Origin of the sequence: Acidovorax sp. A79 (assembly GCF_041154505.1) — a bacterium.
Taxonomy (GTDB): domain Bacteria; phylum Pseudomonadota; class Gammaproteobacteria; order Burkholderiales; family Burkholderiaceae_C; genus Acidovorax.
The window spans coordinates 1,020,092-1,040,526 of sequence record NZ_AP028672.1 but is presented as its reverse complement, the minus strand read 5'-3'; the positions used below and the strand labels follow the sequence as shown (position 1 = coordinate 1,040,526).

Annotated in this window: 16 protein-coding genes; 12 read left to right on the top strand and 4 right to left on the bottom strand. The window is 70.0% G+C overall.

The window, feature by feature from the left end; genetic code table 11:
- The first annotated feature begins 8 nt into the window (after positions 1-8).
- The 4 genes from ACAM51_RS04735 to ACAM51_RS04720 all read left to right on the top strand — a co-directional run bounded on the left by ACAM51_RS04735 (position 9) and on the right by ACAM51_RS04720 (position 6,139).
- Positions 9-611: a phage tail protein gene (locus tag ACAM51_RS04735; RefSeq protein ID WP_255591122.1), complete on the top strand. Its 603-nt coding sequence runs from the start codon at positions 9-11 to the stop codon at positions 609-611.
- Between the two features lie 8 nt (positions 612-619).
- Complete coding sequence (locus ACAM51_RS04730) at positions 620-1,228, top strand: phage tail protein (protein ID WP_369642865.1); 609 nt, start codon at positions 620-622, stop codon at positions 1,226-1,228.
- A 17-nt stretch (positions 1,229-1,245) separates the two neighbouring features.
- Entirely contained in the window at positions 1,246-1,815 is a 570-nt protein-coding gene (locus tag ACAM51_RS04725; protein ID WP_369642864.1) for an Ig domain-containing protein, read from the top strand.
- Between the two features lie 271 nt (positions 1,816-2,086).
- Positions 2,087-6,139, top strand: coding sequence for an IPTL-CTERM sorting domain-containing protein (locus tag ACAM51_RS04720; protein WP_369642863.1), 4,053 nt, complete (start codon positions 2,087-2,089; stop codon positions 6,137-6,139).
- Positions 6,140-6,148: 9 nt separating this feature from the next.
- On the opposite strand, the gene ACAM51_RS04715 is transcribed toward ACAM51_RS04720, so the two are convergent.
- From ACAM51_RS04715 to ACAM51_RS04700, 4 genes are all read right to left on the bottom strand, one after another.
- Positions 6,149-7,987, bottom strand: coding sequence for a gamma-glutamyltransferase family protein (locus tag ACAM51_RS04715; RefSeq protein WP_369642862.1), 1,839 nt, complete (start codon positions 7,985-7,987; stop codon positions 6,149-6,151).
- Between the two features lie 157 nt (positions 7,988-8,144).
- Positions 8,145-9,677 (bottom strand): alkaline phosphatase, encoded by a 1,533-nt coding sequence (locus ACAM51_RS04710; protein WP_369642861.1) that lies wholly within the window; start codon positions 9,675-9,677, stop codon positions 8,145-8,147.
- Between the two features lie 204 nt (positions 9,678-9,881).
- Positions 9,882-11,429, bottom strand: a complete 1,548-nt coding sequence (locus ACAM51_RS04705; RefSeq protein ID WP_218295365.1) for a GGDEF domain-containing protein — start codon at positions 11,427-11,429, stop codon at positions 9,882-9,884.
- Between the two features lie 106 nt (positions 11,430-11,535).
- Positions 11,536-12,510, bottom strand: coding sequence for an NADPH:quinone oxidoreductase family protein (locus ACAM51_RS04700; RefSeq protein ID WP_369642860.1), 975 nt, complete (start codon positions 12,508-12,510; stop codon positions 11,536-11,538).
- Positions 12,511-12,656: 146 nt separating this feature from the next.
- Here ACAM51_RS04700 and surE point away from each other — a divergent pair, with 146 nt between their 5' ends.
- The 8 genes from surE (at position 12,657) to rlmN (ending at position 20,422) form a co-directional block, all read left to right on the top strand.
- Complete coding sequence (gene surE / locus ACAM51_RS04695) at positions 12,657-13,445, top strand: 5'/3'-nucleotidase SurE (protein ID WP_218295363.1); 789 nt, start codon at positions 12,657-12,659, stop codon at positions 13,443-13,445.
- On the top strand, positions 13,445-14,212 hold the full coding sequence (locus ACAM51_RS04690; protein ID WP_369642859.1) for a protein-L-isoaspartate(D-aspartate) O-methyltransferase: 768 nt from the start codon (positions 13,445-13,447) through the stop codon (positions 14,210-14,212). The genes surE and ACAM51_RS04690 overlap by 1 nt, the downstream gene beginning before the upstream one ends.
- A 12-nt stretch (positions 14,213-14,224) precedes the next feature.
- Positions 14,225-15,145 carry a peptidoglycan DD-metalloendopeptidase family protein gene (locus ACAM51_RS04685; protein ID WP_369642858.1) on the top strand — a complete coding sequence of 307 codons (921 nt, stop codon included), beginning with the start codon at positions 14,225-14,227 and terminating at the stop codon, positions 15,143-15,145.
- A 38-nt stretch (positions 15,146-15,183) separates the two neighbouring features.
- A complete protein-coding gene (locus ACAM51_RS04680; RefSeq protein ID WP_369643766.1) occupies positions 15,184-16,191 on the top strand; it encodes an RluA family pseudouridine synthase in 1,008 nt (335 codons plus the stop codon).
- Positions 16,192-16,338: 147 nt separating this feature from the next.
- Positions 16,339-17,091, top strand: coding sequence for an SMC-Scp complex subunit ScpB (gene scpB, locus ACAM51_RS04675; protein WP_218295360.1), 753 nt, complete (start codon positions 16,339-16,341; stop codon positions 17,089-17,091).
- Complete coding sequence (locus ACAM51_RS04670) at positions 17,091-18,692, top strand: pseudouridine synthase (protein ID WP_369642857.1); 1,602 nt, start codon at positions 17,091-17,093, stop codon at positions 18,690-18,692. The genes scpB and ACAM51_RS04670 overlap by 1 nt, the downstream gene beginning before the upstream one ends.
- 92 nt (positions 18,693-18,784) lie before the next feature.
- Positions 18,785-19,210, top strand: a complete 426-nt coding sequence (gene ndk / locus ACAM51_RS04665) for a nucleoside-diphosphate kinase (RefSeq protein WP_008905954.1) — start codon at positions 18,785-18,787, stop codon at positions 19,208-19,210.
- 87 nt (positions 19,211-19,297) lie between these two features.
- The gene (gene rlmN / locus ACAM51_RS04660) at positions 19,298-20,422 is read left to right on the top strand and encodes a 23S rRNA (adenine(2503)-C(2))-methyltransferase RlmN (RefSeq protein WP_218340260.1); all 1,125 of its coding nucleotides are present in this window, start codon (positions 19,298-19,300) and stop codon (positions 20,420-20,422) included.
- Positions 20,423-20,435 lie beyond the last annotated feature (13 nt).

Below are 20,435 nucleotides of genomic sequence, written 5' to 3'. Positions count from 1 at the left end.
GACATGCCATGAAGAAGAACCACGCTTTTGCTTCCCTGGCCCTGGCGGCCGCCCTGGCCGCCGGCGCATCGCCCGTGATGGCGCAGCAGGAATGCATGATGGGTGAGCTGCGCCTGTTCGCCGGCAACTTCGCGCCCCGCAACTGGGCCCTGGCGCAGGGGCAGATGCTGGCCCTCAACGCCCAGACGGCAGCGCTGTTCAGCATCCTGGGCACCACCTACGGCGGCAACGGATCCTCCACCTTCGCCCTGCCGGACCTGCGCGGGCGCGTGGCGGTCGGCGAGGGGCAAGGGTTCGGACTGACCTACCGCGCGCTGGGGGACCAGTGGGGCGCTGAGACGCACACGCTGACCACCGGCCAGATGCCCCTGCACATCCACGCCCTGAACGTGGCCAGCAATGCCCCGGCCACCACGGGCACCCCCGGCAGCGACAAGGTGTTGGCCGTGGCGCAGAACGCGGGGCTGTATGCCGCCGCGTCGCCGTCGGTGCAGCTGGCCGCCACCAGCGTGGCGTCCGCCGGCAACGGACAGGCGTTCCTGATCCTGCCGCCGAGCCTGGGCATGAACTACATCATCTGCACCGCGGGTGACTTCCCCGTCCGGCCGTGAGCACCGCCATGCAAACACGGCGAACACGGCTGGGCCAGCTCCTGCTGGCCGGCACGGGCCTGCTGGCATGCGCCGGCACCGGCGCGCAGGTGGCCGACAACTGCCTGCTGGGCGATGTGCGGCTGTTCGCGGGCGACTACGCGCCGGTGGGCTGGATGCTCGCCAACGGCCAGGCCCTGAGCATCACCGACCACAACGCGCTTTTCTCGGTGCTGGGCACCACCTGGGGCGGCGACGGCATGACCCACTTCAACCTGCCCCATCTGGGCAGCCGGATCCCGGTGGGTACGGGCCAGGGACTGGGGCTGGCCACCGACGTCGTCGAAGGCACGCACCGGGGCGACGAGCAGATGTGGCTTCAGCACTGGAACCTGCCGCCCCACAGCCACGCGGTGGCGGCGGCGGGCGGCGCGGCCACCAGCGCCACGCCCGCTGCCGGCATGGCGCTGGCCGCGGTGCCGGAGGCGGGCGCCTTCGCGGCGGTCGCGCCCGACACCCGGCTGGCGCTCACGTCCGTGGGGAGCGCGGGCTCCACCCAGCCGTTCGAGAGGCTGCCGCCGTCGCTGGCGCTGAACTACATCATCTGCGTGGGCGGCACGTACCCCACGCGGAACTAGCGGGCAGGGAGCGCGGCATGCCATCCTTTCTTCTCTCCTCGGGCCGCGCGGCTGCTGCGCTCGCCCTGCTGGCTGGCGCCCTGGGGGCGCCGCCCGCAGCGGCCCAGGCCGGCGCCATCGCGGGGCAGGCCGTAGCGGGCCTGTCGTCGGGCGGCGGCGTGGTGCTGCACAGCGGCGCCGTCATTCCTCTGGCCAGCACGCCGGTGCTCACGGGGGGCAGCCTGCCCGGGGGCGTGGCGGGCGTGGCCTACAGCCAGAGCCTGTCGGCCACGGGGGGCACGCCGCCCTACACCTACGCCCTGGCGGCCGGAAGCAGCCTGCCGGCGGGCATGTCCCTGTCCGCGGGGGGCGTGCTGTCGGGCGCCCCCACGGCAGCGGGCCACTACGGCTTTTCGGTGCAGGTCACGGACGCCGCGGCGCAGACGGCCACGGTGACCTATGTGTTCTCGGTGGCCGCCGCGCCCGGTCCAGGGGGGCCCGCGACCCCGGTCGCCGTACCGCTGGGCGGCCCGTGGGCGGGCACGTTGCTGGCGCTGCTGATGGCCGGGGGCGCGGCCACCGCACGCCGCCGTCAGCGCAAGGATTGATGTCATTTTGGGCTGCAGCGCTTTACCGCAAAGCGCTGGAAGCTATTAAAAATATAGCAAAACATGCACGGACCGGTGCCTGCGCTCCCGCGTGCACCCGCCAGGGCGGCGGGCGTTCAACGCTGCGTCAACGCTGCCTGCGAACAATCGCGGCCCAACGCGGTGCCGTGCAGCGGCTGAAGGGGGAGGGGATATGGGCGGTTGGAAGGCGGGGTTGCGGATGCGCCGGTGGGTGCTGGGTTGTCTGCTGGCGTGTGCCTGCGGAGGGGCGGTGGCCGATGACCCGGAACCCGGCTTCACCAATTACGCGCAGCTGGCCTCCATCGCGGTGGGCGGTGTCGCCGCGGTTTACCCGCTGGGAGATCTTACCGACGACCCGCTGCGGGTGGCGGTGCCGGGCATCCGCATCGGCCATTGCGCGCCGCAGAGCATCACGGTGCGGGCCTGGCAGCCCAACTACCAGCCCTATACCGTGCGGGCGCTGGGACAGACGCTCCACCTGTTCGGCGGCGAGACGGAGGGCGCGCTGTCCGTCCCCCTGGCGTTTGGCGCCAACACGGTGGAGCTGGCGGTGGAGCGGCCCCTGTCGTTCGACTACACCGCCAGGGCCTTCTACACGCTGCAGATCGAGCGCGAGGGGCCGGGCGCCAACGCCGAGCTGGCCGCCCTGGCGCTGTCGGCGGGCATGCTCTCCCCGCCGTTCGATCCGGCCACGCACAGCTACAGCGCCACCGTGCGCGACCGGTCCGTGGCGGTGGTCGCCACGGCGGCGGACTGCCCCGGCCTCACGGTCAACGGCCAGCCGGTGGCCAGCGGCAGCGCATCGCCGGCCATCCCGCTGGCCCTGGGCGCGAACACGGTGACGGTGCAGTCCATGGCTCAGGACGGCACCACCCGCACCTTCGATCTGGCCATCACGCGGCTGGCCAGCGCCAGCGCCGACCTGGACAGCCTCGCCCTGTCCGGCGCCGCGCTCAGTCCGGCCTTCGACAGCGCCGTGACGGGCTACAGCGCCACGGTGCCCTATGCCACCACGGCGGTGTCGCTCACGGCGTCGCCAGCTGCATCCACCGCCACCCTCACCGTCAACGGGGCGTCCTTGGCGGCGGGCGTGCCGCATTCCGTGGCGCTGCAGGCGGGGGCCGCCACGGCGATCGCCGTCGGCGTGCAGTCGGAGGACGGCTTGGCCACCAGGACCTACACCGTGACCGTGGCCCGCGCCGCGCCCGACACCAACGCCCGGCTGGCGGCGCTGGCCCTGTCGGCGGGCACACCGAGCCCGGCGTTCGATCCGGACGTAATGCTCTACACCGCATCGGTGGCCGGCACCGTCAGCGCGGTGACCGTCACGCCCACCCCCGCCTTCGCCGGGGCGTCGGTCACGGTCAACGGCGCGCCCGTGGCGGCCGGGGGCGGCGTGAGCGTGCCGCTCGCGCCCGGCACCAACACCATCGCCGTTCGGGCCACGGCGCAGGACGGCGCTACGCAGCGCACGTACACGCTGCGCGTGGTGCGTGCCAGCCTCGTGAACAGCGCCAGGCTGCTGGGGCTGGCGCTGTCCAGCGGCACGCCCTGGCCGTCGTTCCATCCCGCAATCGCCGCCTACACCGTGCGGGCCGCCAGCGATGCCTCCACGCTCACGGTCACGCCCACGGCGGAGGATGCGACGGCCACCATCCTCGTCCATGGTGGTCCGGTGGTGCCGGGAGAGGCCTCGGCGCCGATTCCCCTGCAGCCCGGCCACAACGCCATCACCATCCAGGTCACCAGCACCGACGGCCTGCAGACCGGCAGCTACACGCTGGACGTGCTGCGCGGACGCACCGACGCGGCGCTGGCCGGGCTGACGCTGTCGGGCGGCAGCCTCAGCCCCGCGTTCGACCCGGACGTGCTGGCCTACAGCGCCAGCGTGCCTTTCGTGATGGCCTCCGTGCGGGTGGGGCTGGCGCTGCCCGATGCCGAGGCCACGGCCCGCGTCGGCGGGCAGATGCTGCGCAGCGGCCATGCCGCCACCGTGGCGCTGGCGCCGGGGCCCAACACCGTGCCGGTGCAGGTCATGTCCAGCGACGGCATGGTGCAGCGCACCTACCTGGTTTCCATCACGCGCCAGGCGCCGCAGGCGGTGCCGCTCGCGCACAACCCGACGGCCTTCGCCGCGCCGCTGTCGTTGCCGCTGGAGGGCACGCAGGCCGTGACGCTCGCGGTGGGCGACGTGGATGGCGATGGGCATGTGGACATCGCCGCGGTGAGCCTGGTCCGGCGGGACATCGCGCTTCTCGCGGGCCGGGGCGATGGCACCTTCGCCGCCGCGCAGTGGTCGCCGGTGGGGTTGGGCGACGGTTTCCTGCTGGCACTGGGCGACTTCCAGGGCGACGGCTGGCTGGACGCGATGGCGGTGGATGGCAGCCACGCCCAGCTGGCCTTGGGCCTGGGCGATGGGCGCTTCAGTGCGCTGTCGCCCCCGCTGGCCTGGCCGCCCGCGGCGGCCGCGGGCGTCGCGGCGCTGGACGTGGACGGCGATGGCCGCCCCGATCTCGTGTCGCCCGGCGCGAACGGCGCTGCCGTGCAGCGCGGCCTGGGCGGCGGCCGCTTCGCGGACGCGCAGCCGGTGGGGAGCCTGGGCTGGGTGCGGTACGTCGTCGGCGGGGACTTCAATGGCGATGGGCGGATCGACCTGGTGCTGGCCAGCGGCGACGGTGCGCTGCAACTGCTGCCGGGCCTGCCCCTGGGCGGTTTCGGCGCGCCTTTCGACGGGACGCTGGGCGTGCCCATGGGCGGGGCGGTTCCGCGCGTGGGCGACCTCGACGGCGACGGGCGCGATGACCTCGTCGTCGCCGTGTCGGTGAACGGCGTGAGCACGGTGTTCGTGCTGCGGGGCCGCCCGGACGGCAGCTTCGAGAACCCCGTGCGCTTCGCCAGCGGCCTGGGGCCCATGATCGGCCAGGAGGTACCGCAGGACGTGGTGGTGGGCGATTTCAACGGCGACGGCCATCCCGACGTCGCCGTGCTCAACGGCAACGGCGGCGCCTTCAATGTCGCCATCCTGGCGGGGCAGGGCGATGGCAGCCTGGCGGCGCCGCAGCTGCATTACGTTCCGTGGCTGCCCTCGCGCATGGCGATGGCCGACCTCGACGGCGACGGCAAGCCCGACCTGGTGATGAACGCGCTGTCGAACCGGGGGGAGGGGCTGAGGGTGCTGCGCAACACCGCGCCCGACCTGGCCCAGGTGGTGCCGTCCAGCGGCACGCTGAGCCCGGCGTTCTCGGGCGCCGTCACCGCCTATGCCGTGCAGTTGCCCGTGGGCGGCCCGGACTTCACGCTCACGCCCTGGCTGGCCTTCGGCACCGCCGAGGTGCGCGTCAACGGCGTGCCGGTGGCCAGCGGCAGCGCATCGGCGCCCGTCGCGGTGCCCGCCGGCGGCAGCGCGGTCGTCACGGTGAGCGTGCTGGCGCGCGATGGCGGCACGGCCACCTACACCTTCTCCGCCACGCGCCCCGTGCCCAGCGCGAATGCCCTGCTGGGCGCGCTCACGCTGTCCGCGGGCAGCCTGGGCCCGGCGTTCGATGCCGGCACCCTGCAGTACACGGCGAGCGTGGACCACGCGGTGGCGTCCATCACGCTGACGCCCCTGGCGGCCGAGGCCACGGCCAGCGTGCGGGTCAACGGCGCGCTGGTGGCGCGCGGCAGCGCGTCGGCGCCCATCGCGCTGGCCGTGGGCGACAACCCGGTCACGGTGCTGGTCACGGCGCAGAGCGGTGCCACGCTGTCGTACGTGGTGCGCGTGGTGCGTCCGGCCGCCGCCACCCAGTTCACGGGCGAGGGGCCGGGCGGCGCCGTCACGGCGGGTTTTTCGGGCGGCGGGGCCGGCTGCGGCTTTGCCGCCAGCAGGTTCGTTCCCGCCGCCAGCGTGGCGCCGGCGGCGCCCACGGGCGTGGCCTTTCCGCACGGGCTGTTCGATTTCGCCACCGCCGGGTGCGCGGCAGGGGCCACGCTGCACTTCACCATCACCTATCCCGCGCCGCTGCCGCCCGGCACGCGCTATTGGAAGTGGGGCCCCACGCCCGGCAACGCGGCTGCGCACTGGTACGAGCTGCCCGCCACCATCAGCGGAAACACGGTGCGGTTCAGCATCACCGATGGGGGCCTGGGCGACGATGACTTTGCCCTGGGGCCCAACGGTGCGGTGCGGGATGCGGGAGGCCCCGGCGTGCCCATGGTGTCCGGCGCGACGGCCGTGCCCACGCTGTCGCCCTGGGCCCTGCTGCTGCTGGCGGCCGGTGTGGCGGCCCTGGCGGGGGCCGGCCGGCGGCGCGCGGCACGGTGAGCGCGGGGCTCAGTCCCCCATCACCACGCCCTCGCGCCGCGGGTCGGCGCCGCCCATCCAGAGCTTCTTGCCGTGGGCGTTGCCCAGGGTGATGGCCTGCAGGCCGCTGGTCATGTTCATCTCGCGCACCTCGGCGCCGCGTGCGCGCAGGGCCTCCACCGTGGCGGGCGGGAAGCGCTTTTCCTCCAGCAGCGTGGGCCCGTTCATGGAGCCGAAGTTGGGCAGGTTGATGGCCTGCTGGGGCATCAGGCCCCAGTGGAAGACGCCGTAGAGCGTCTTGGCCGTGTAGTGGATGATGGCCGCGCCGCCGGGGCTGCCGCCGCTCATCAGCAACTCGCCGGTGGCCTTGTCGAACACCAGCGTGGGCGCCATGGACGAGCGCGGGCGCTTGCCGGGCTGCACGCAGTTGGCGATGGGCTGGCCCTGGGCATCGGCGGGCGCGAAGCTGAAGTCGGTGAGCTCGTTGTTGAGCAAAAAGCCCTTGACCATTTGCCGCGCGCCGAACTGGTCTTCGATGGTGGTGGTCATGGCCACCGCGTTGCCGAACGCGTCGACGATGCTGATGTGGCTGGTGCCGTACTCGGGCTGGTCGGGCATGGGCGCGTAGCTGGCCTTCACCGCGCCGGGGTTGCCGGGCTGCGCGACCTTCATGCTCTGTGCGCCGATGAGCTTGGCGCGTTCGGCCAGGTAGGCGGGGGCGAGCAGGCTGCTCCAGCTGCCGGCGGGAGGCTGCACGAAGTCCGGGTCGGCCACGTACTGCGCGCGGTCGGCAAAGGCCAAGCGCGCGGCCTCGGTGTACAGGTGCAGCCAGTCGGCCGAGGGGATACCGTCCTGCAGCGGCTTGGCGGCCGCGTCGGTGTTCTTGAGGATGCCCAGGATCTGTCCGATGGCGATGGCGCCCGAGCTCGGCGGCGGAAAGCCGCAGACGCGGAAGTCCTTGCTGGCCACCTGGTAGTCGTGGCACAGCGCCTCGCGCTTCTTGGGTTGGTAGCCGGCCAGGTCGGCCAGGCTGAGCCTGCCGGGGTTGGTGGGGTGCTTTTGCACCTTGTCGACGATGGCCTGGGCGATCTCGCCCTCGTGCAGCGCCTTGCTGCCCTCGGCGGCGATGCGGCGCAGCACGGCGGCCAGTTCGGGGTTGCGCAGGTTCACGCCCACATCGCGGGCATCGCCATCGGCTTTGTAGAAGTAGGCGGCGGCCACCGGGTCCTTTTTGAGGTGCGGGTCCGCCGCCACCAGGGTGTTAAGCCGTGCGCTGATCTTGAAGCCGCCCTCGGCCAGGGTGATGGCGGGCTGGAACAGCGTGGCCCAGGGCAGTTTGCCGTGCTGCTTGTGTGCCAGCTCCAGCATGCGCACGGTGCCGGGCACGCCGACCGAGCGGCCGCCCACCACGCCGTCGTAAAACGGCACGGGTTTGCCGTCGGCGCCGAGGAAGAGTTTTTCGTCGGCGGCGGCGGGCGCGGTCTCGCGCCCGTCATAGGCCTCCACCACCTTGCCGCTGCTGTGCAGCAGGAAGGCGCCGCCGCCGATGCCGCTGGACTGCGGCTCGACCAGGGTCAGCACCATCTGCACCGCGATGGCTGCGTCCACGGCCGAGCCCCCGGCCTTGAGGATCTGGTAGCCCGCGTCGGTGGCCAGCGGGTTGGCGGCGGCCACGGCGAATTTCTCGGTGGCCCAGCCGGGTTTTTCGGTGTAGCCCGAGGAGCCTTCGGGCTGGGCCGGCACGGTGTAGGCGAACTGCGAGGGGGCGCCGGCGCAGCCGGCCAGCAGTGCGGCGAGCGCGGCGCAGGTGATCAGGCCAGGGCGCAAGCTGCGGGGGGATGCCGGGGCCGGCGAGACGATGGGGGACATGGGCTTCTCCTTCGTGGCAAGCAAGAAGCGGCCATCGTACGGTGCCCAGCCTGCGCGGGGGCTCGGCGTTACATTGCGCTACAGGCGCACGGTTTGAGGTATTTTGCGGTCCTGTCGCTTTCTGGATAAGCGCTGAAAGCTATCAAAAAATGAGCGTTCACGCCGGCACGGGCCCCGCGCGGCCGTCCTGAACCACGAACCGGGCCAGGGTGCTGGCGCCGCTGTCCGCGCGCATCGGGTCGTCCACCGCGCGCAGGGTGGTGGTCCAGCGCTCGGGCGTGATGTCCGCCAGGCCGTAGCCGCGCAGGTCGCAGCGGGCCAGCAGCACGTGGGGGTTGTGCCGCGCCACGGCGTCCACCTTGTCCTGCGTGGTGCCCGAGCGCGAGCTGATGGAGGTGCCGCAGAACTCGCTGGCGATGACGGGCGAGCCGGGGCGGTCCGCGTCGGCGTGCACGCGGCACACGTAGTTCTGGTGGATGTCGCCGCCCAGCAGCACGGTGTTGCGGGGCGCGTGGCGGGCCACCGATTGCAGCAGGCGTGCGCGGCCTGCGGGGTAGCCGTCCCAGCTGTCGGTGGACACCATGCCCGAGGGGTAGTGGCGCGGCGAGAACAGCGTCTGCTGCGCGACCACGCTCCAGCGTGTGGTGTCGCGGGTGGCCGCGTCGCTGGCCAGGCCGGCGTCGAGCCACTGCTCCTGCGCCGCGCCCAGAAAGCTGCGGACGGGGTCGCCCAGGTCGGCGCACTGGCCGCCGCGCACTGCGCCTGCGCTGGCGGATTCCGGTGTGCGGCAGGCCTGCCAGGTGCGGTACTGGCGGCCGTCCAGCAGGTGGATGTGGGCCAGCCGGCCCCAGCGCAGGCGGCGGTAGACCTGCAGCGCGTCCCACCGGGTGTCGGGGAAGGGCCGGTTCAGGCTGGCCGCGCGCAGCGGCATGTTCTCGTAGAAGGCCTGCCATGCGGCGCCACGCATCGCCGCAAAGCCGGTGGCGTCGCCCCGGCCCGCTCCGGCGGCGTAGTCGTTCTGCACCTCGTGGTCGTCCCAGGTCACGGCCCAGGGGCAGGCGGCGTGGGCGGCCTGCAGGGCCGGGTCGCTCTTGTGCAGCGCGTACCGGTCTCGGTAGTCGGCCAGCGTGGTGGCCAGCTGGAGGCTGTGGGTGCGCGCCAGGTCGGCCGTGTTCCTGGGCGTGGCGTATTCGTAGATGTAGTCGCCCAGGAACAGCACCAGGTCGGGCTGGTCGGCCGCCAGGTGGCGCCATGCGGCGTAGTGGCCGTGCTCCCAGCGCTGGCAGGAGGCAAATCCCACGCGCAACGCGCCAGGCAGGTCGCCCGGTGCGGGGGCCGTGCGCGTGCGGCCCACCGTGCTCACCGCATCGCCCAGCAGGAAGCGGTAGTGGTACCAGCGGTCCGGGGCCAGGCCGCGCAGCTCCACATGCACGCTGTGGCCGAGCTGCGGCAGGGCAGGCGCCTCGCCCTTTTGCACGATCTTCGCGAAGCGCGCATCGTGCGCCACCTCCCACCGCACGGTGTGGGCGGCCTGCACCTGCGCCGCATCGGCCAGCACCAGCCGCGTCCACAGCACCACGCCGTCGGGCGCCGGGTCTCCACTGGCCACGCCCAGCGCGAACGGATTGGCGTGCAGCGACGGCGGGTTGCTCCAAGCCCAATGGGGCAGGCTGGTGGCAGCGGCAGCCATGGCTGCGCGCCGCAGAAAGGACCGTCTTTGCTCTGGGGGCACTGCAGGGTGCGCCTTAGTGCGCTGCGCTCAAAACTGGCGCAGCCCAGGCCAGCGGCCGCCGCGCAAGGGCCGCCAAGCTGCGGATGCGGCGCTTCGCTTGCGTGCGCTGGCGGCGTCCCCCCTGGGGGGAAGGCGCCGAAGGCGACACAGGGGGGCTTCCTTTCATGCCGCCATCACGCGGTTCTTGCCCGAGCGCTTGGCCAGGTACATGGCCTGGTCGGCGCGGCGGATGGTGTCCGCGCTGTCTTCGCTGTCGTGCAGCTGGGCGACCCCGGCGCTGAAGGTGATGAGCACCTTCTCGGAGCCCTGCAGGAAGAAGCGTGTCGTGAGCTCCCGCTGCAGCCGCGTCATGGCGGCCACGCCGCTTTCCACGGGGGTGTCCGGCAGCACCAGCACGAATTCCTCGCCGCCGTAGCGTGCCAGCAGATCCTGGGGGCGCATGACCTCGCGGGTGACCTGCGCCAGGTGCACCAGCGCCGCATCGCCGCCGGAATGCCCCAGTCGGTCGTTGATGGTCTTGAAGTTGTCCACGTCGAGCAGCGAGAGGCACAGTGGAGACCCCAGGCGGCGCGCACGCGCGATTTCGCGCTCGATGGCCTCGTCCAGGCCCTTGCGGTTGAGCGAGCCGGTGAGCGGGTCGTGCCGGGCCTGCTGGCTGGCGCGGTCGAGCTCTTCCTGCAGCTTGGCCACTTCGGCGCGCTTGGCTTCGGTGCGCTCGCGCAGCTCGTGCAGCTCGTCGTGCGTGACGCGGCTGTCCAGCGCCATCGCGCGGGTGGCGGTCATCACCTCGTGCAGCACGGGGGCGATCTCCTCCAGCGTGTTGGCCTTGCCGATCAGGTCGGCGCACCGTGCCATCGTGCCCTGGTAGGTGGTGCTGGACGCCGTGATCCGGGCCAGCCGTTCGATGAACGTGGCCAGCATGTCCTTCATCTGCTCCTGGGCCTCGACGGTGCGGGCCTTGGCCTCGGCCTGCTTGAAGATCACGTCCTTGAGCCGGCGCTGCACGTCGTCCAGCCGGCGCAGCGTGAGCGGCGGCGTGGACGCGGCCATGAGCGCCTCGGCCTGGCCGTGCAGCCAGCGGTCTTCCAGGCTGAGCACGGCGATGTTCTCGAACACCATGTGCAGCAGCTCCAGCAGGCTGGCGCGGATGGAGGCCTGCTCCTCGGTGGCGAACGACAGCCTGTAGGTGAAGTTGCCCAGCATGAGCTGCACCGTGGAGATGGGGGGCGCGGGCTCCTTCAGGAAGGTGATGAGCTGCTGCGCCATGTCGATCACGCGGGCATCGTCTTCACCAAGCGCGGGCAGCGTGTTGTCGATGAGGCGCGCCAGCATCTGCGCAAACTCGTCCGGCAGGATGCCTGGCGAGGCAGTGGCCGCGGCCCCGGGGGCCGGCTCCACCGGCGCCGATGCCGCCGTGGCGGGGTTCAGGCCCAGGTTGGCGTAGCCCACCAGCACACTTTGTAGCGAAGTCCAGTCTTTGTTGTTGACGGCGCGTTCGAATTGGCCCAGCAGGCGCTTCTGTGCGGGCGTCTGCCCCGGCAGCACCCTCAGGATGTGCTGCAGGGGGCCTTCGGGAAATGGCTGCGGGCTGCGGACTCCTGCGATCTCGTCATACAGCGCCAGATAGTTGTCGGGCGTCGGGGGAAGGCGCCGGGTGGCCAGCTGCTTGAGCGTCTCGCGCGCGATTTCGGAAGGTGGTCGGTCGGCCATGTGCGGACACCAGTGTCAGGGAGAAGCAGGATGCGCGAGTGTGACACAGCGGCCGGATTCCCGGGGCCTGGATGAAGCCGGGCGGCGCGCCCGGCGGGCCACAGGCTCAGTTCACCATCACCAGCTTGCCCATCACGCCCCGCGAACCCATGTGCGCATAGGCGGCGGGCAGCTCCGCCATGGGCATGATGCGGTCGATCACGGGCTTGATCTTGCCCTGGGCATACCACTGCGCCAGCTCGCCCATCATGGCGGCATTGGCCTTGGGTTCGCGCTTGGCGAAGTCGCCCCAGAACACGCCCACGATGGAGGCACCCTTGAGCAGCGCCAGGTTGAAGGGCAGGGCCGGGATGGGGCCGGAGGCAAACCCCACCACCAGGTAGCGGCCGCGCCAGGCGATGGAGCGGAACGCGGGCTCGGCGAAATCGCCGCCCACCGGGTCGTAGATCACGTCCGGGCCCTTGCCGTCGGTGAGCGCCTTGATGGATTCGCGCAGGTTGTCCTTGCTGTAGTTGATGGTGGCGTCCGCCCCGATGGAGGTGCACAGCGTGCATTTCTCGTCGGTGGAGGCGGCAGCGATCACGCGTGCGCCCATGGCCTTGGCGATCTGGATGGCCGAGGTGCCCACGCCGCCGGCGGCGCCGAGCACCAGCACCGTTTCGCCGGCCTTGAGCTGGGCGCGGTCCACCAGCGCGTGGTACGACGTGGCGTAGATCATGATGAAGGCTGCAGCATCCACGTGCGAGAAGCCGTCGGGCAGGGGCATGCACAGCGCCGCGGGCGCGATCGTGTGGGTGCCGAAGCCGCCCGTGCCCGACAGGCAGGCCACGTTCTGGCCCACTTTCAGATGCGTCACGCCGTCGCCCACGGCGGCCACGACGCCCGCGTATTCAGAGCCGGGCACGAAGGGCAGTGGCGGCTTCATCTGGTATTTGTTCTGCACGATGAGCAGGTCGGGGAAGTTCAGGCTGGCTGCCTTGATCTCGATGAGCACCTCGCCCGTCTTGGGCGTGGGCGTGGGCAGTTCGGTCCAGGCCAGGGCGTCGACGCCGACGGGGTTGGTGCAAAGCCAAGCGTGCATGGGAAAAGTCTCCTGTCAATGTGGGACGCATGATAGGCGGGGCCTGCCGGGGCGCGATGTCCCACGAGCGACGGCTTGCGCCTGCGTTGCGCAGGGCAGGGCCCCGGGCACGCCACCTACAATCCGTTGCAACCCCTTCTGCAACCATGAAAATTCTGATTTCCAACGACGACGGCTACCAGGCTCCCGGCATCGTGGCGCTGCACGATGCGCTCAAGACCCTCGACGGGGTGGAGGTCGAGGTGGTCGCGCCAGAGCACAACAACAGCGCCAAGTCCAATGCGCTCACCCTGCATTCGCCGCTGTACGTGCACCAGGCGCACAACGGCTTCCGCTACGTGAACGGCACGCCCGCCGACTGTGTGCACATCGCCCTCACCGGCCTGCTGGGCTACCGGCCCGACCTGGTGGTGTCGGGCATCAACAACGGCGCCAACATGGGCGACGACACCATCTATTCCGGCACCGTGGGCGCGGCGATGGAGGGCTATCTGTTCGGCATCCCCGCCATTGCCTTCTCGCAGGTGGACAAGGGCTGGGGCGAGATCGAGGCGGCCGCGGCCAAGGCGCGCGAGATCGTCGCGCAGATGCGGGCCCAGCGTCTCGTGACAGAGACCCCATGGCTGCTGAATGTGAACATTCCCAACATGCCGCTGGAGGCGCTGCAGCCCCTCAAGCTGTGCCGGTTGGGGCGCCGCCACGCGGCCGAGCGGGTGATCGTGCAGGAAAGCCCCCGGGGCGAGGCGATGTACTGGATCGGCAGCGCGGGGGCCGCCAAGGACGATGCGGAAGGCACGGATTTTCATGCCACGGCGCAAGGCCACGTGTCGATCACGCCGCTGAAGGTGGACCTGACGGACCACGACAACCTGGGCTACTGGGCACAGACCGCGTCCCGCCTTGTGGCAGGCGTGGCCGGGGCGCCGGGACCGTGATGCAGCGCCGCCCCGGATTCCCTGCCAGGTTGCCAGGATCTGGACCTTCTCCCGCCAGGCCCGCCCCGGTCGCTCCGCCCGCGCGCCAGCCGGCGGCGGCGCCGGTGGGGGTGGGGCTGGATTCGGCGGCGGTGCGCGCGCGCATGGTGCACAAGCTGGCGGCCGGAGGCATCACGTCGCCGGCGGTGCTGCACGCCATGGGCACCGTGGAGCGCCATCGTTTTGTCGACAGCGCGCTGGTCAACCAGGCGTATGAGGACACCAGCCTGCCGATTGGCCTTGGGCAGACCATTTCCAAGCCGAACGTCGTGGCCCGCATGTGCGAGTTGCTGCTGGGCGCCGAAGGCGCGCGCGCGGGCGGATTGGGACGTGTGCTGGAGATCGGCACGGGCTGCGGCTACCAGGCGGCCGTGCTGAGCCACCTGGCGCGCGAGGTCTATACCCTGGAGCGCCTGCGGGGCCTGCACGACAAGGCGCGCTACAACCTGCGCCCGTTTCGCCTGGCCAATGTCCACTTGCTGTTCGGGGACGGCATGCTGGGCTACGCCAAGGGCGCGCCTTACGCGGCCATCATCGCTGCCGCGGGCGGGGATGCCGTGCCGCAGGCGTGGTGCGACCAGCTGGCGGTCGGAGGGCGGCTGGTGGCGCCCATGGCGGTGGCAGGCGGGCAGCAGATGTTGCTGGTGATCGACAAAACCCCGCACGGATTGAAACAAAACGTGCTCGAGCCCGTACATTTTGTCCCCCTAAAATCGGGGATTGCCTGAAGGGAAATGCTTATGTTCGTATCGCGTGGTCTTGTGGTTGGGTTTACCGTGGCGCTGGCGGGGCTTGCGCTCACCGGTTGCGGCACCCGGCTGAACAAGGCTCCTGTGGAAGACCGGGGCACATCCTCCTCGTCCTCCGCGCCTCCGCCAGCGGCCCAGCCCGGCGTGGTGGTGGGGACACCCCTCAAGCCGCTGCCCGGCGCGGAAAATGCCGGAAAACCAGGCTACTACACGGTCAAGCCGGGAGATACCCTCATTCGCATCGGCCTGGAGTCGGGCCAGAGCTGGAAAGACATTGCGCGCTGGAACAACCTCGAGAACGCGAATCTGATCGAAGTGGGCCAGGTGCTGCGCGTGGCGCCGCCCGCGCCCGCCCCGCAGGCCGTGGCCGCCGACAGCGGCGTGGTCACCCGCCCGGTGACCTCCTCGACGGTGACGCCCGCCAACCCCGCTAGTGCGGCCGTGCCCCCGGCCAGCGCGGCCAAGCCCGCCACCTCGGGGGCCTCCGGCCCCGTGGTGGCCGTCGCGCCGGCAACGCCGACACCGTCGTCGGGCGCCGCGGAAGACGACATGGCATTCATCTGGCCCGCTCCGGGCTCGCTGATCGCCGGGTTCGACGAGGCGCGCAACAAGGGATACGACATTGCTGGCAAGGCGGGAGACCCCGTCCTGGCCGCCGCCGACGGCCGCGTGGTGTATGCGGGCGCGGGGCTGCGCGGATACGGCAACCTCGTCATCCTCAAGCACAACAACACCTTTCTGACGGCGTACGCGCACAACCAGACCCTGCTCGTCAAGGAGGACCAGTCCGTGCGCAAGGGGCAGAAAATTGCCGAGATGGGCAGCACCGACGCCGACCGCGTCAAGCTGCACTTTGAAATCCGCCGGCAAGGCAAGCCCGTCGACCCGTCGCGCTACCTGCCTGCACGTTGATTTCCGCCGTGGCTTCGCCGCCAATGGGCGCAACGGGCATGGCGTGGGAATCGGCCGGGGCAGCGGATGAGCTGCTGGCCGACGAGTCGGAAGGGCTGGCGGACGAGTCCGGGAGCGAGCTTCGCTCCATGCACATCGGGGCCGGACAGCATGGCGTGCGGCTGGACCGGGCGCTGGTCGATCTGGTGCCCGAGTTTTCCCGCAGCTACCTGCAGCAACTGCTGGCGCAGGGGCTGGTAAGCCTCAATGGCAAGCCGCTTCCCAAGGCGGCAGCGCGCGTGAAGGCGGGCGATCAGGTGGTGCTGGAAATGCGGCCCACGCTGCAGAGCCAGGCCTTCCGGCCTGAGTCCATGTCCATCGACGTGGTGTTCGAGGATCCACATCTGCTGGTGGTGAACAAGCCCGCCGGCCTGGTGGTACACCCCGCGCCGGGGAACTGGAGCGGCACCTTGCTCAACGGCCTGCTCGCCCGCGACGAAAAGGCGCTGACCGTGCCGCGCGCGGGCATCGTGCACCGGCTCGACAAGGACACCAGCGGGCTGATGGTCGTTGCCCGCGACCGCGCCACCATGGACGCGCTGGTCGCATTGATTGCCGAGCGCAAGGTGCAGCGGCAGTACGTGGCCATGGCCCACGGCGCATGGTCGGGTCCCAAGATCCGCACGGTGGAAGCGCCCATTGGCCGGGATCCGCGCAACCGCCTTCGCATGGCGGTCGTCGACCTGGCGACCCATGCGGGCAAGCTTGCGCGCACCGACATCCGGTGGCTCGCTGGCGCGGACGAGGGCTGCTGGGTGCAATGCACCCTGCATACGGGCCGCACGCACCAGATCCGCGTGCACATGGCGTCCTTGCGGCATCCGTTGGTGGGGGATGGCCTGTATGGCGGCGCGCCGGTCGGCAGCCTGCAGCGGCAGGCGCTGCATGCCTACCGCCTGGCCTTCTCGCACCCTGTGACCGGCGAGGCGCTGGAATTCCGGGCGCCGGTGCCGCAGGACATCTGCCAGGCCCTCTCGTCATGGGGGCTGGGCTACAATGCGCCCTGACGGCCAGACTGGCCCCAGCCCGAAGACGGAATCCCGCCGGGCTCTTGCGTCGCGCCAGCACCCTTGCACAGCGCGCCATTGATTGCCCCCTGCTGTTGATGTGACACCCGTTGCAACGCGTGGCACTTTTCCAGGAATCGCTGAACCATGAACACGGTGGATGCCAAAAGGGTCCTCGAAACTGCGTTGATCTGCGCGCAGCAGCCTGTGCCTTTGCGCGAGCTGCGGGTGCTGTTCCATGACGCGCTGGGGTCGGACACGCTCAAGGTATTGCTGCAGGAGCTGCAGCTGGAATGGACGCAGCGTGGCGTGGAGCTGGTTCAGGTGGCCACGGGCTGGCGTTTCCAGAGCCGGCCCGAGATGCGCGAGTACCTCGACCGGCTGCACCCCGAAAAGCCGCCGCGCTATTCGAGGGCCACCATGGAAACCTTGGCGATCATTGCGTATCGCCAGCCTGTGACGCGGGGTGATATCGAGGACATCCGGGGGGTGACGGTCAACAGCCTGATCGTCAAGCAGCTGGAAGACAGGGGCTGGGTCGAGGTCATCGGCCACCGGGAAACGGTGGGGCGTCCGGCGCTGTTTGCGACCACGCGGCAGTTTCTGGATGACATGGGGCTGCAGTCGCTGGACCAGTTGCCGGTGCTGGATGACCCCACCGGCAATGCCAATGTCCTGGAGGCCATGGCCGCTGCCGCCCAAGGGGTGATAGAGCCGGAGCCCGAACCGGCAGCGGAGCTGGTCGCTGCGCCATCGGAGCCCGGCCCGGGCCAACAGCCGCCAGAACCGGGCGCGGCGCCGGATGCGGTGCTGCCCGTGGAAGACTTTTTTCAGAATGCGGAGACGGATCTCCGCGACGACGATGCCGATACCCCGGGTGGTATCCAGGGAAATACTTGATGAACGATTCGACCCCCGAAATGCCGGCTGATCTGCCGGAGGCTGCGCCTGCGCAGGCGGCTGCGGCGCCGAAGAAACCTGCTGCCAAGCGCGCCCCGCGCAAGAAGGCGGTGCCGGTGGCTGTGGTTGCCGAGGAGCAAAGTGCTGCTGGCGACGCCATCGCTTCGGCGGCCCCCGAGGCCGTTTCTGAGGTGGAGCCCGTGACAGCTACGGAGTTGTCGCCCGAGGCGCTCTCCTCGTCGCAGGTGGTTGCAGGGCCCGAGGCCGAGGCTGCGGCGGCGCATGCGGAAGGCTCTGAGTCTGTGGGCCAGCCAGGGCAGGGCGGCCGCAGGAACCAGGGCCAGCCCGGCGGCAGGCCGCCCCAACGCCCCGAAGGTGCCGGGCGCGACAGGCGCAAGGCGGCGCCGGCGGTGGATGGCTATCAGTTCGAGGATGTGGTGTCGGGCCGCTTCGATGAGGATGATGCGTCGGCCGACGCCGTTCCCTCCAAGCGCGTATTGCTGCCCCAGGTGGAAACGCCCAAGCTTCACAAGGTGCTGGCCCAGGCGGGGCTGGGGTCGCGGCTGGAGATGGAGCAGCTCATCCTGGAAGGGCGCATCTCCGTGAACAACGAGCCTGCCCATATCGGACAGCGCATCCAGTTCGGAGACCAGGTCAAGGTCAACGGCAAGCCCATCCGCTACCGGATCGACCCGCCGCCCGCGCGCGTGATCGCGTACCACAAGCCGGTGGGCGAAGTGGTGACCCATGACGACCCCCAGAACCGGCCCACCGTCTTTCGCAAGCTGCCCCGGCTCATGCAGGGCAAGTGGCAGTCTGTCGGGCGCCTGGATCTGAACACCGAAGGCCTGCTGCTGTTCACCAGTTCCGGCGAACTTGCCAACAAGCTCATGCACCCGCGTTTTGGCTTGGAGCGCGAGTACGCCGTGCGGGTGCTGGGCGCCTTGAGCAACGAAGAAAAGCAGAAGCTGCTGGATGGCGTGCGCCTGGACGATGGCATGGCATCCTTTGGATCGATCGAGGATGGCGGTGGCGAAGGCTCCAACTGCTGGTACCGGGTCACCATTTCCGAAGGGCGCAACCGCGAGGTGCGCCGGATGCTGGAGTCTGTGGGACATGCGGTCAGCCGGCTGATCCGTATCCGGTACGGCGCCATGGTGCTGCCGCGCGGGCTCAAGCGCGGCGCCTGGCTGGAACTCGATGAGAGTGACATCCGCGCCCTGGTCCAGGCCGCCGGTGCCGGACGGCCGGAGGCTCCGGCCGAAGGCCGGTTGGAAGAGGGGCCGGGTGCGGGCGGGCGCGGCGGCAACAAGCGCAACCGGGGGCGCAACGGGCCCCGCGTGGGCGACGGCCCGCGCCGCGACATGTCGCAGGGGGCGCCGGGCGGCCCCCGCGGCCAGAAACCCCGCCGTGACAATGGACAACAAGGTCAGGCCCGCGGCAACAATGCCGGCGGCGGTGATCGCCAGCGCGGGGCGGCACAGCCGGATCCGATGAAGACCTCGGTGGGCTATATCGGCATGGACAGCCTCTCGCGGCACCGCCAGGACAAGCGGCGCCCCGGCGGAGGCGGCCCTCGCCGCGGGGGCAGCGGGCGCTGAGCGCACGCTGCGCCGGTCTGCCCGGTTAGAATCGAGGGCTTTGTCCAGTGGGCAAACGAATTACAGCAACATCATCCATTCAGGAAATCAACATGGCAATCGAACGCACCCTCTCCATCATCAAGCCCGACGCAGTGGCCAAGAATGTCATCGGTCAGATCTATGCACGCTTTGAAGCTGCCGGCCTCAAGGTCGTGGCTGCACGCATGGCCCACCTGTCGCGCCTGGAAGCCGAGCAGTTCTACGCCGTGCACAAGGAGCGTCCTTTCTTCAAGGACCTGGTGGACTTCATGATCTCCGGCCCCGTGATGATCCAGGCCCTGGAAGGTGAAAACGCGATTCTGAAGAACCGCGAACTCATGGGCGCCACGGACCCCAAGAAGGCAGAAGCCGGCACCATCCGCGCCGACTTCGCTGACAGCATCGATGCCAATGCAGTGCATGGTTCCGACGCAGCTGAAACCGCCCAGGCAGAAGTGGCCTTCTTCTTCCCCGGCCTGAACATCTACTCGCGCTGATATGGTGCTCCCCATGCCTGTTCCCGCAATCGTGGGACACCTGCGCCATGGGGACGACCGCGCTCGGCCCGTCACTGGAAGGGCGCGATGACCACCACCAACCTGCTGGAATTTGACCTCGACGGCCTGGCTGCTTTCTGCCAGCAACTGGGCGAAAAGCGGTTTCGCGCCACCCAGCTGTTTCGCTGGATCCACCAGCGCGGCGCCAGCGACTTTGACGCCATGAGCGATCTGGCCAAGGCCCTGCGCGACAAGCTCAGGGGTTGCGCCCGTGTCGAGGCCTTGCCAGTCATCTCCGAGCATGTTTCCTCGGACGGCACGGTGAAGTGGCTGTTCGACGTGGGGGATGGCAACGCGGTGGAAGCCGTCTTCATTCCTGAGGATGACCGCGGAACGCTGTGTATTTCCTCCCAGGCCGGCTGTGCCGTGGGGTGCCGCTTTTGCTCCACGGGGCATCAGGGTTTCAGCAGGAATCTGACCACGGGCGAGATCGTCGCGCAGTTGTGGTTTGCAGAGCATTCCTTGCGCAAACGCCTCAAGTCCGAAGATCGGGTGATCTCGAACGTCGTGATGATGGGGATGGGCGAGCCGCTGCAGAACTACTCGGCGCTCGTGCCCGCCTTGCGCGTCATGCTCGATGACCATGGGTATGGTCTGTCGCGGCGGCGGGTGACGGTATCCACGTCGGGCGTGGTCCCCATGATGGACCGCCTCTCGCAGGATTGCCCGGTGGCCCTGGCCGTGTCTTTGCATGCGCCCAACGATCCGCTGCGGGACAATCTGGTACCGCTCAATCGCAAGTATCCGATCGAAGAGCTGCTGGAGGCCTGCAACCGCTATCTGGCGCACGCACCGCGTGATTTCATCACTTTTGAATACTGCATGCTCGATGGTGTCAATGACCAGCTGGAGCATGCGCAGCAGCTGATCGAGCTGGTCAAGCCCGCCCGTGGCGCAGGGGTGCGCTGCAAATTCAATCTCATTCCCTTCAATCCATTTCCCGCATCGGGGCTGTTGCGATCTGCGCAAAATCAGGTGGTTGCGTTTGCGAAGGTCCTGAGCGATGCAGGTATTGTCACAACGGTGCGCAAGACCCGGGGAGATGATATCGACGCGGCCTGTGGCCAGCTCGCGGGAGATGTCAAGGATCGCACACGGGCCGCCGAGCGCATGGCAAAGCAGCGGACAATCGTGCTCAAACCGGTGACTTGATCAGCAAGCAATC

Excerpts from the sequence above, each read along its gene's own strand:
- ACAM51_RS04690 (WP_369642859.1), top strand. The coding sequence starts at position 13,445 with ATGCAGCGCCGCCCCGGATTCCCTGCCAGGTTGCCAGGATCTGGACCT.
- surE (WP_218295363.1), top strand. The coding sequence starts at position 12,657 with ATGAAAATTCTGATTTCCAACGACGACGGCTACCAGGCTCCCGGCATC.
- ACAM51_RS04700 (WP_369642860.1), bottom strand. The coding sequence starts at position 12,510 with ATGCACGCTTGGCTTTGCACCAACCCCGTCGGCGTCGACGCCCTGGCC.
- scpB (WP_218295360.1), top strand. The coding sequence starts at position 16,339 with ATGAACACGGTGGATGCCAAAAGGGTCCTCGAAACTGCGTTGATCTGC.
- ACAM51_RS04705 (WP_218295365.1), bottom strand. The coding sequence starts at position 11,429 with ATGGCCGACCGACCACCTTCCGAAATCGCGCGCGAGACGCTCAAGCAG.
- ndk (WP_008905954.1), top strand. The coding sequence starts at position 18,785 with ATGGCAATCGAACGCACCCTCTCCATCATCAAGCCCGACGCAGTGGCC.
- ACAM51_RS04670 (WP_369642857.1), top strand. The coding sequence starts at position 17,091 with ATGAACGATTCGACCCCCGAAATGCCGGCTGATCTGCCGGAGGCTGCG.
- ACAM51_RS04685 (WP_369642858.1), top strand. The coding sequence starts at position 14,225 with ATGTTCGTATCGCGTGGTCTTGTGGTTGGGTTTACCGTGGCGCTGGCG.
- ACAM51_RS04735 (WP_255591122.1), top strand. The coding sequence starts at position 9 with ATGAAGAAGAACCACGCTTTTGCTTCCCTGGCCCTGGCGGCCGCCCTG.
- rlmN (WP_218340260.1), top strand. The coding sequence starts at position 19,298 with ATGACCACCACCAACCTGCTGGAATTTGACCTCGACGGCCTGGCTGCT.
- ACAM51_RS04680 (WP_369643766.1), top strand. The coding sequence starts at position 15,184 with ATGGCGTGGGAATCGGCCGGGGCAGCGGATGAGCTGCTGGCCGACGAG.
- ACAM51_RS04725 (WP_369642864.1), top strand. The coding sequence starts at position 1,246 with ATGCCATCCTTTCTTCTCTCCTCGGGCCGCGCGGCTGCTGCGCTCGCC.
- ACAM51_RS04730 (WP_369642865.1), top strand. The coding sequence starts at position 620 with ATGCAAACACGGCGAACACGGCTGGGCCAGCTCCTGCTGGCCGGCACG.
- ACAM51_RS04715 (WP_369642862.1), bottom strand. The coding sequence starts at position 7,987 with ATGTCCCCCATCGTCTCGCCGGCCCCGGCATCCCCCCGCAGCTTGCGC.
- ACAM51_RS04710 (WP_369642861.1), bottom strand. The coding sequence starts at position 9,677 with ATGGCTGCCGCTGCCACCAGCCTGCCCCATTGGGCTTGGAGCAACCCG.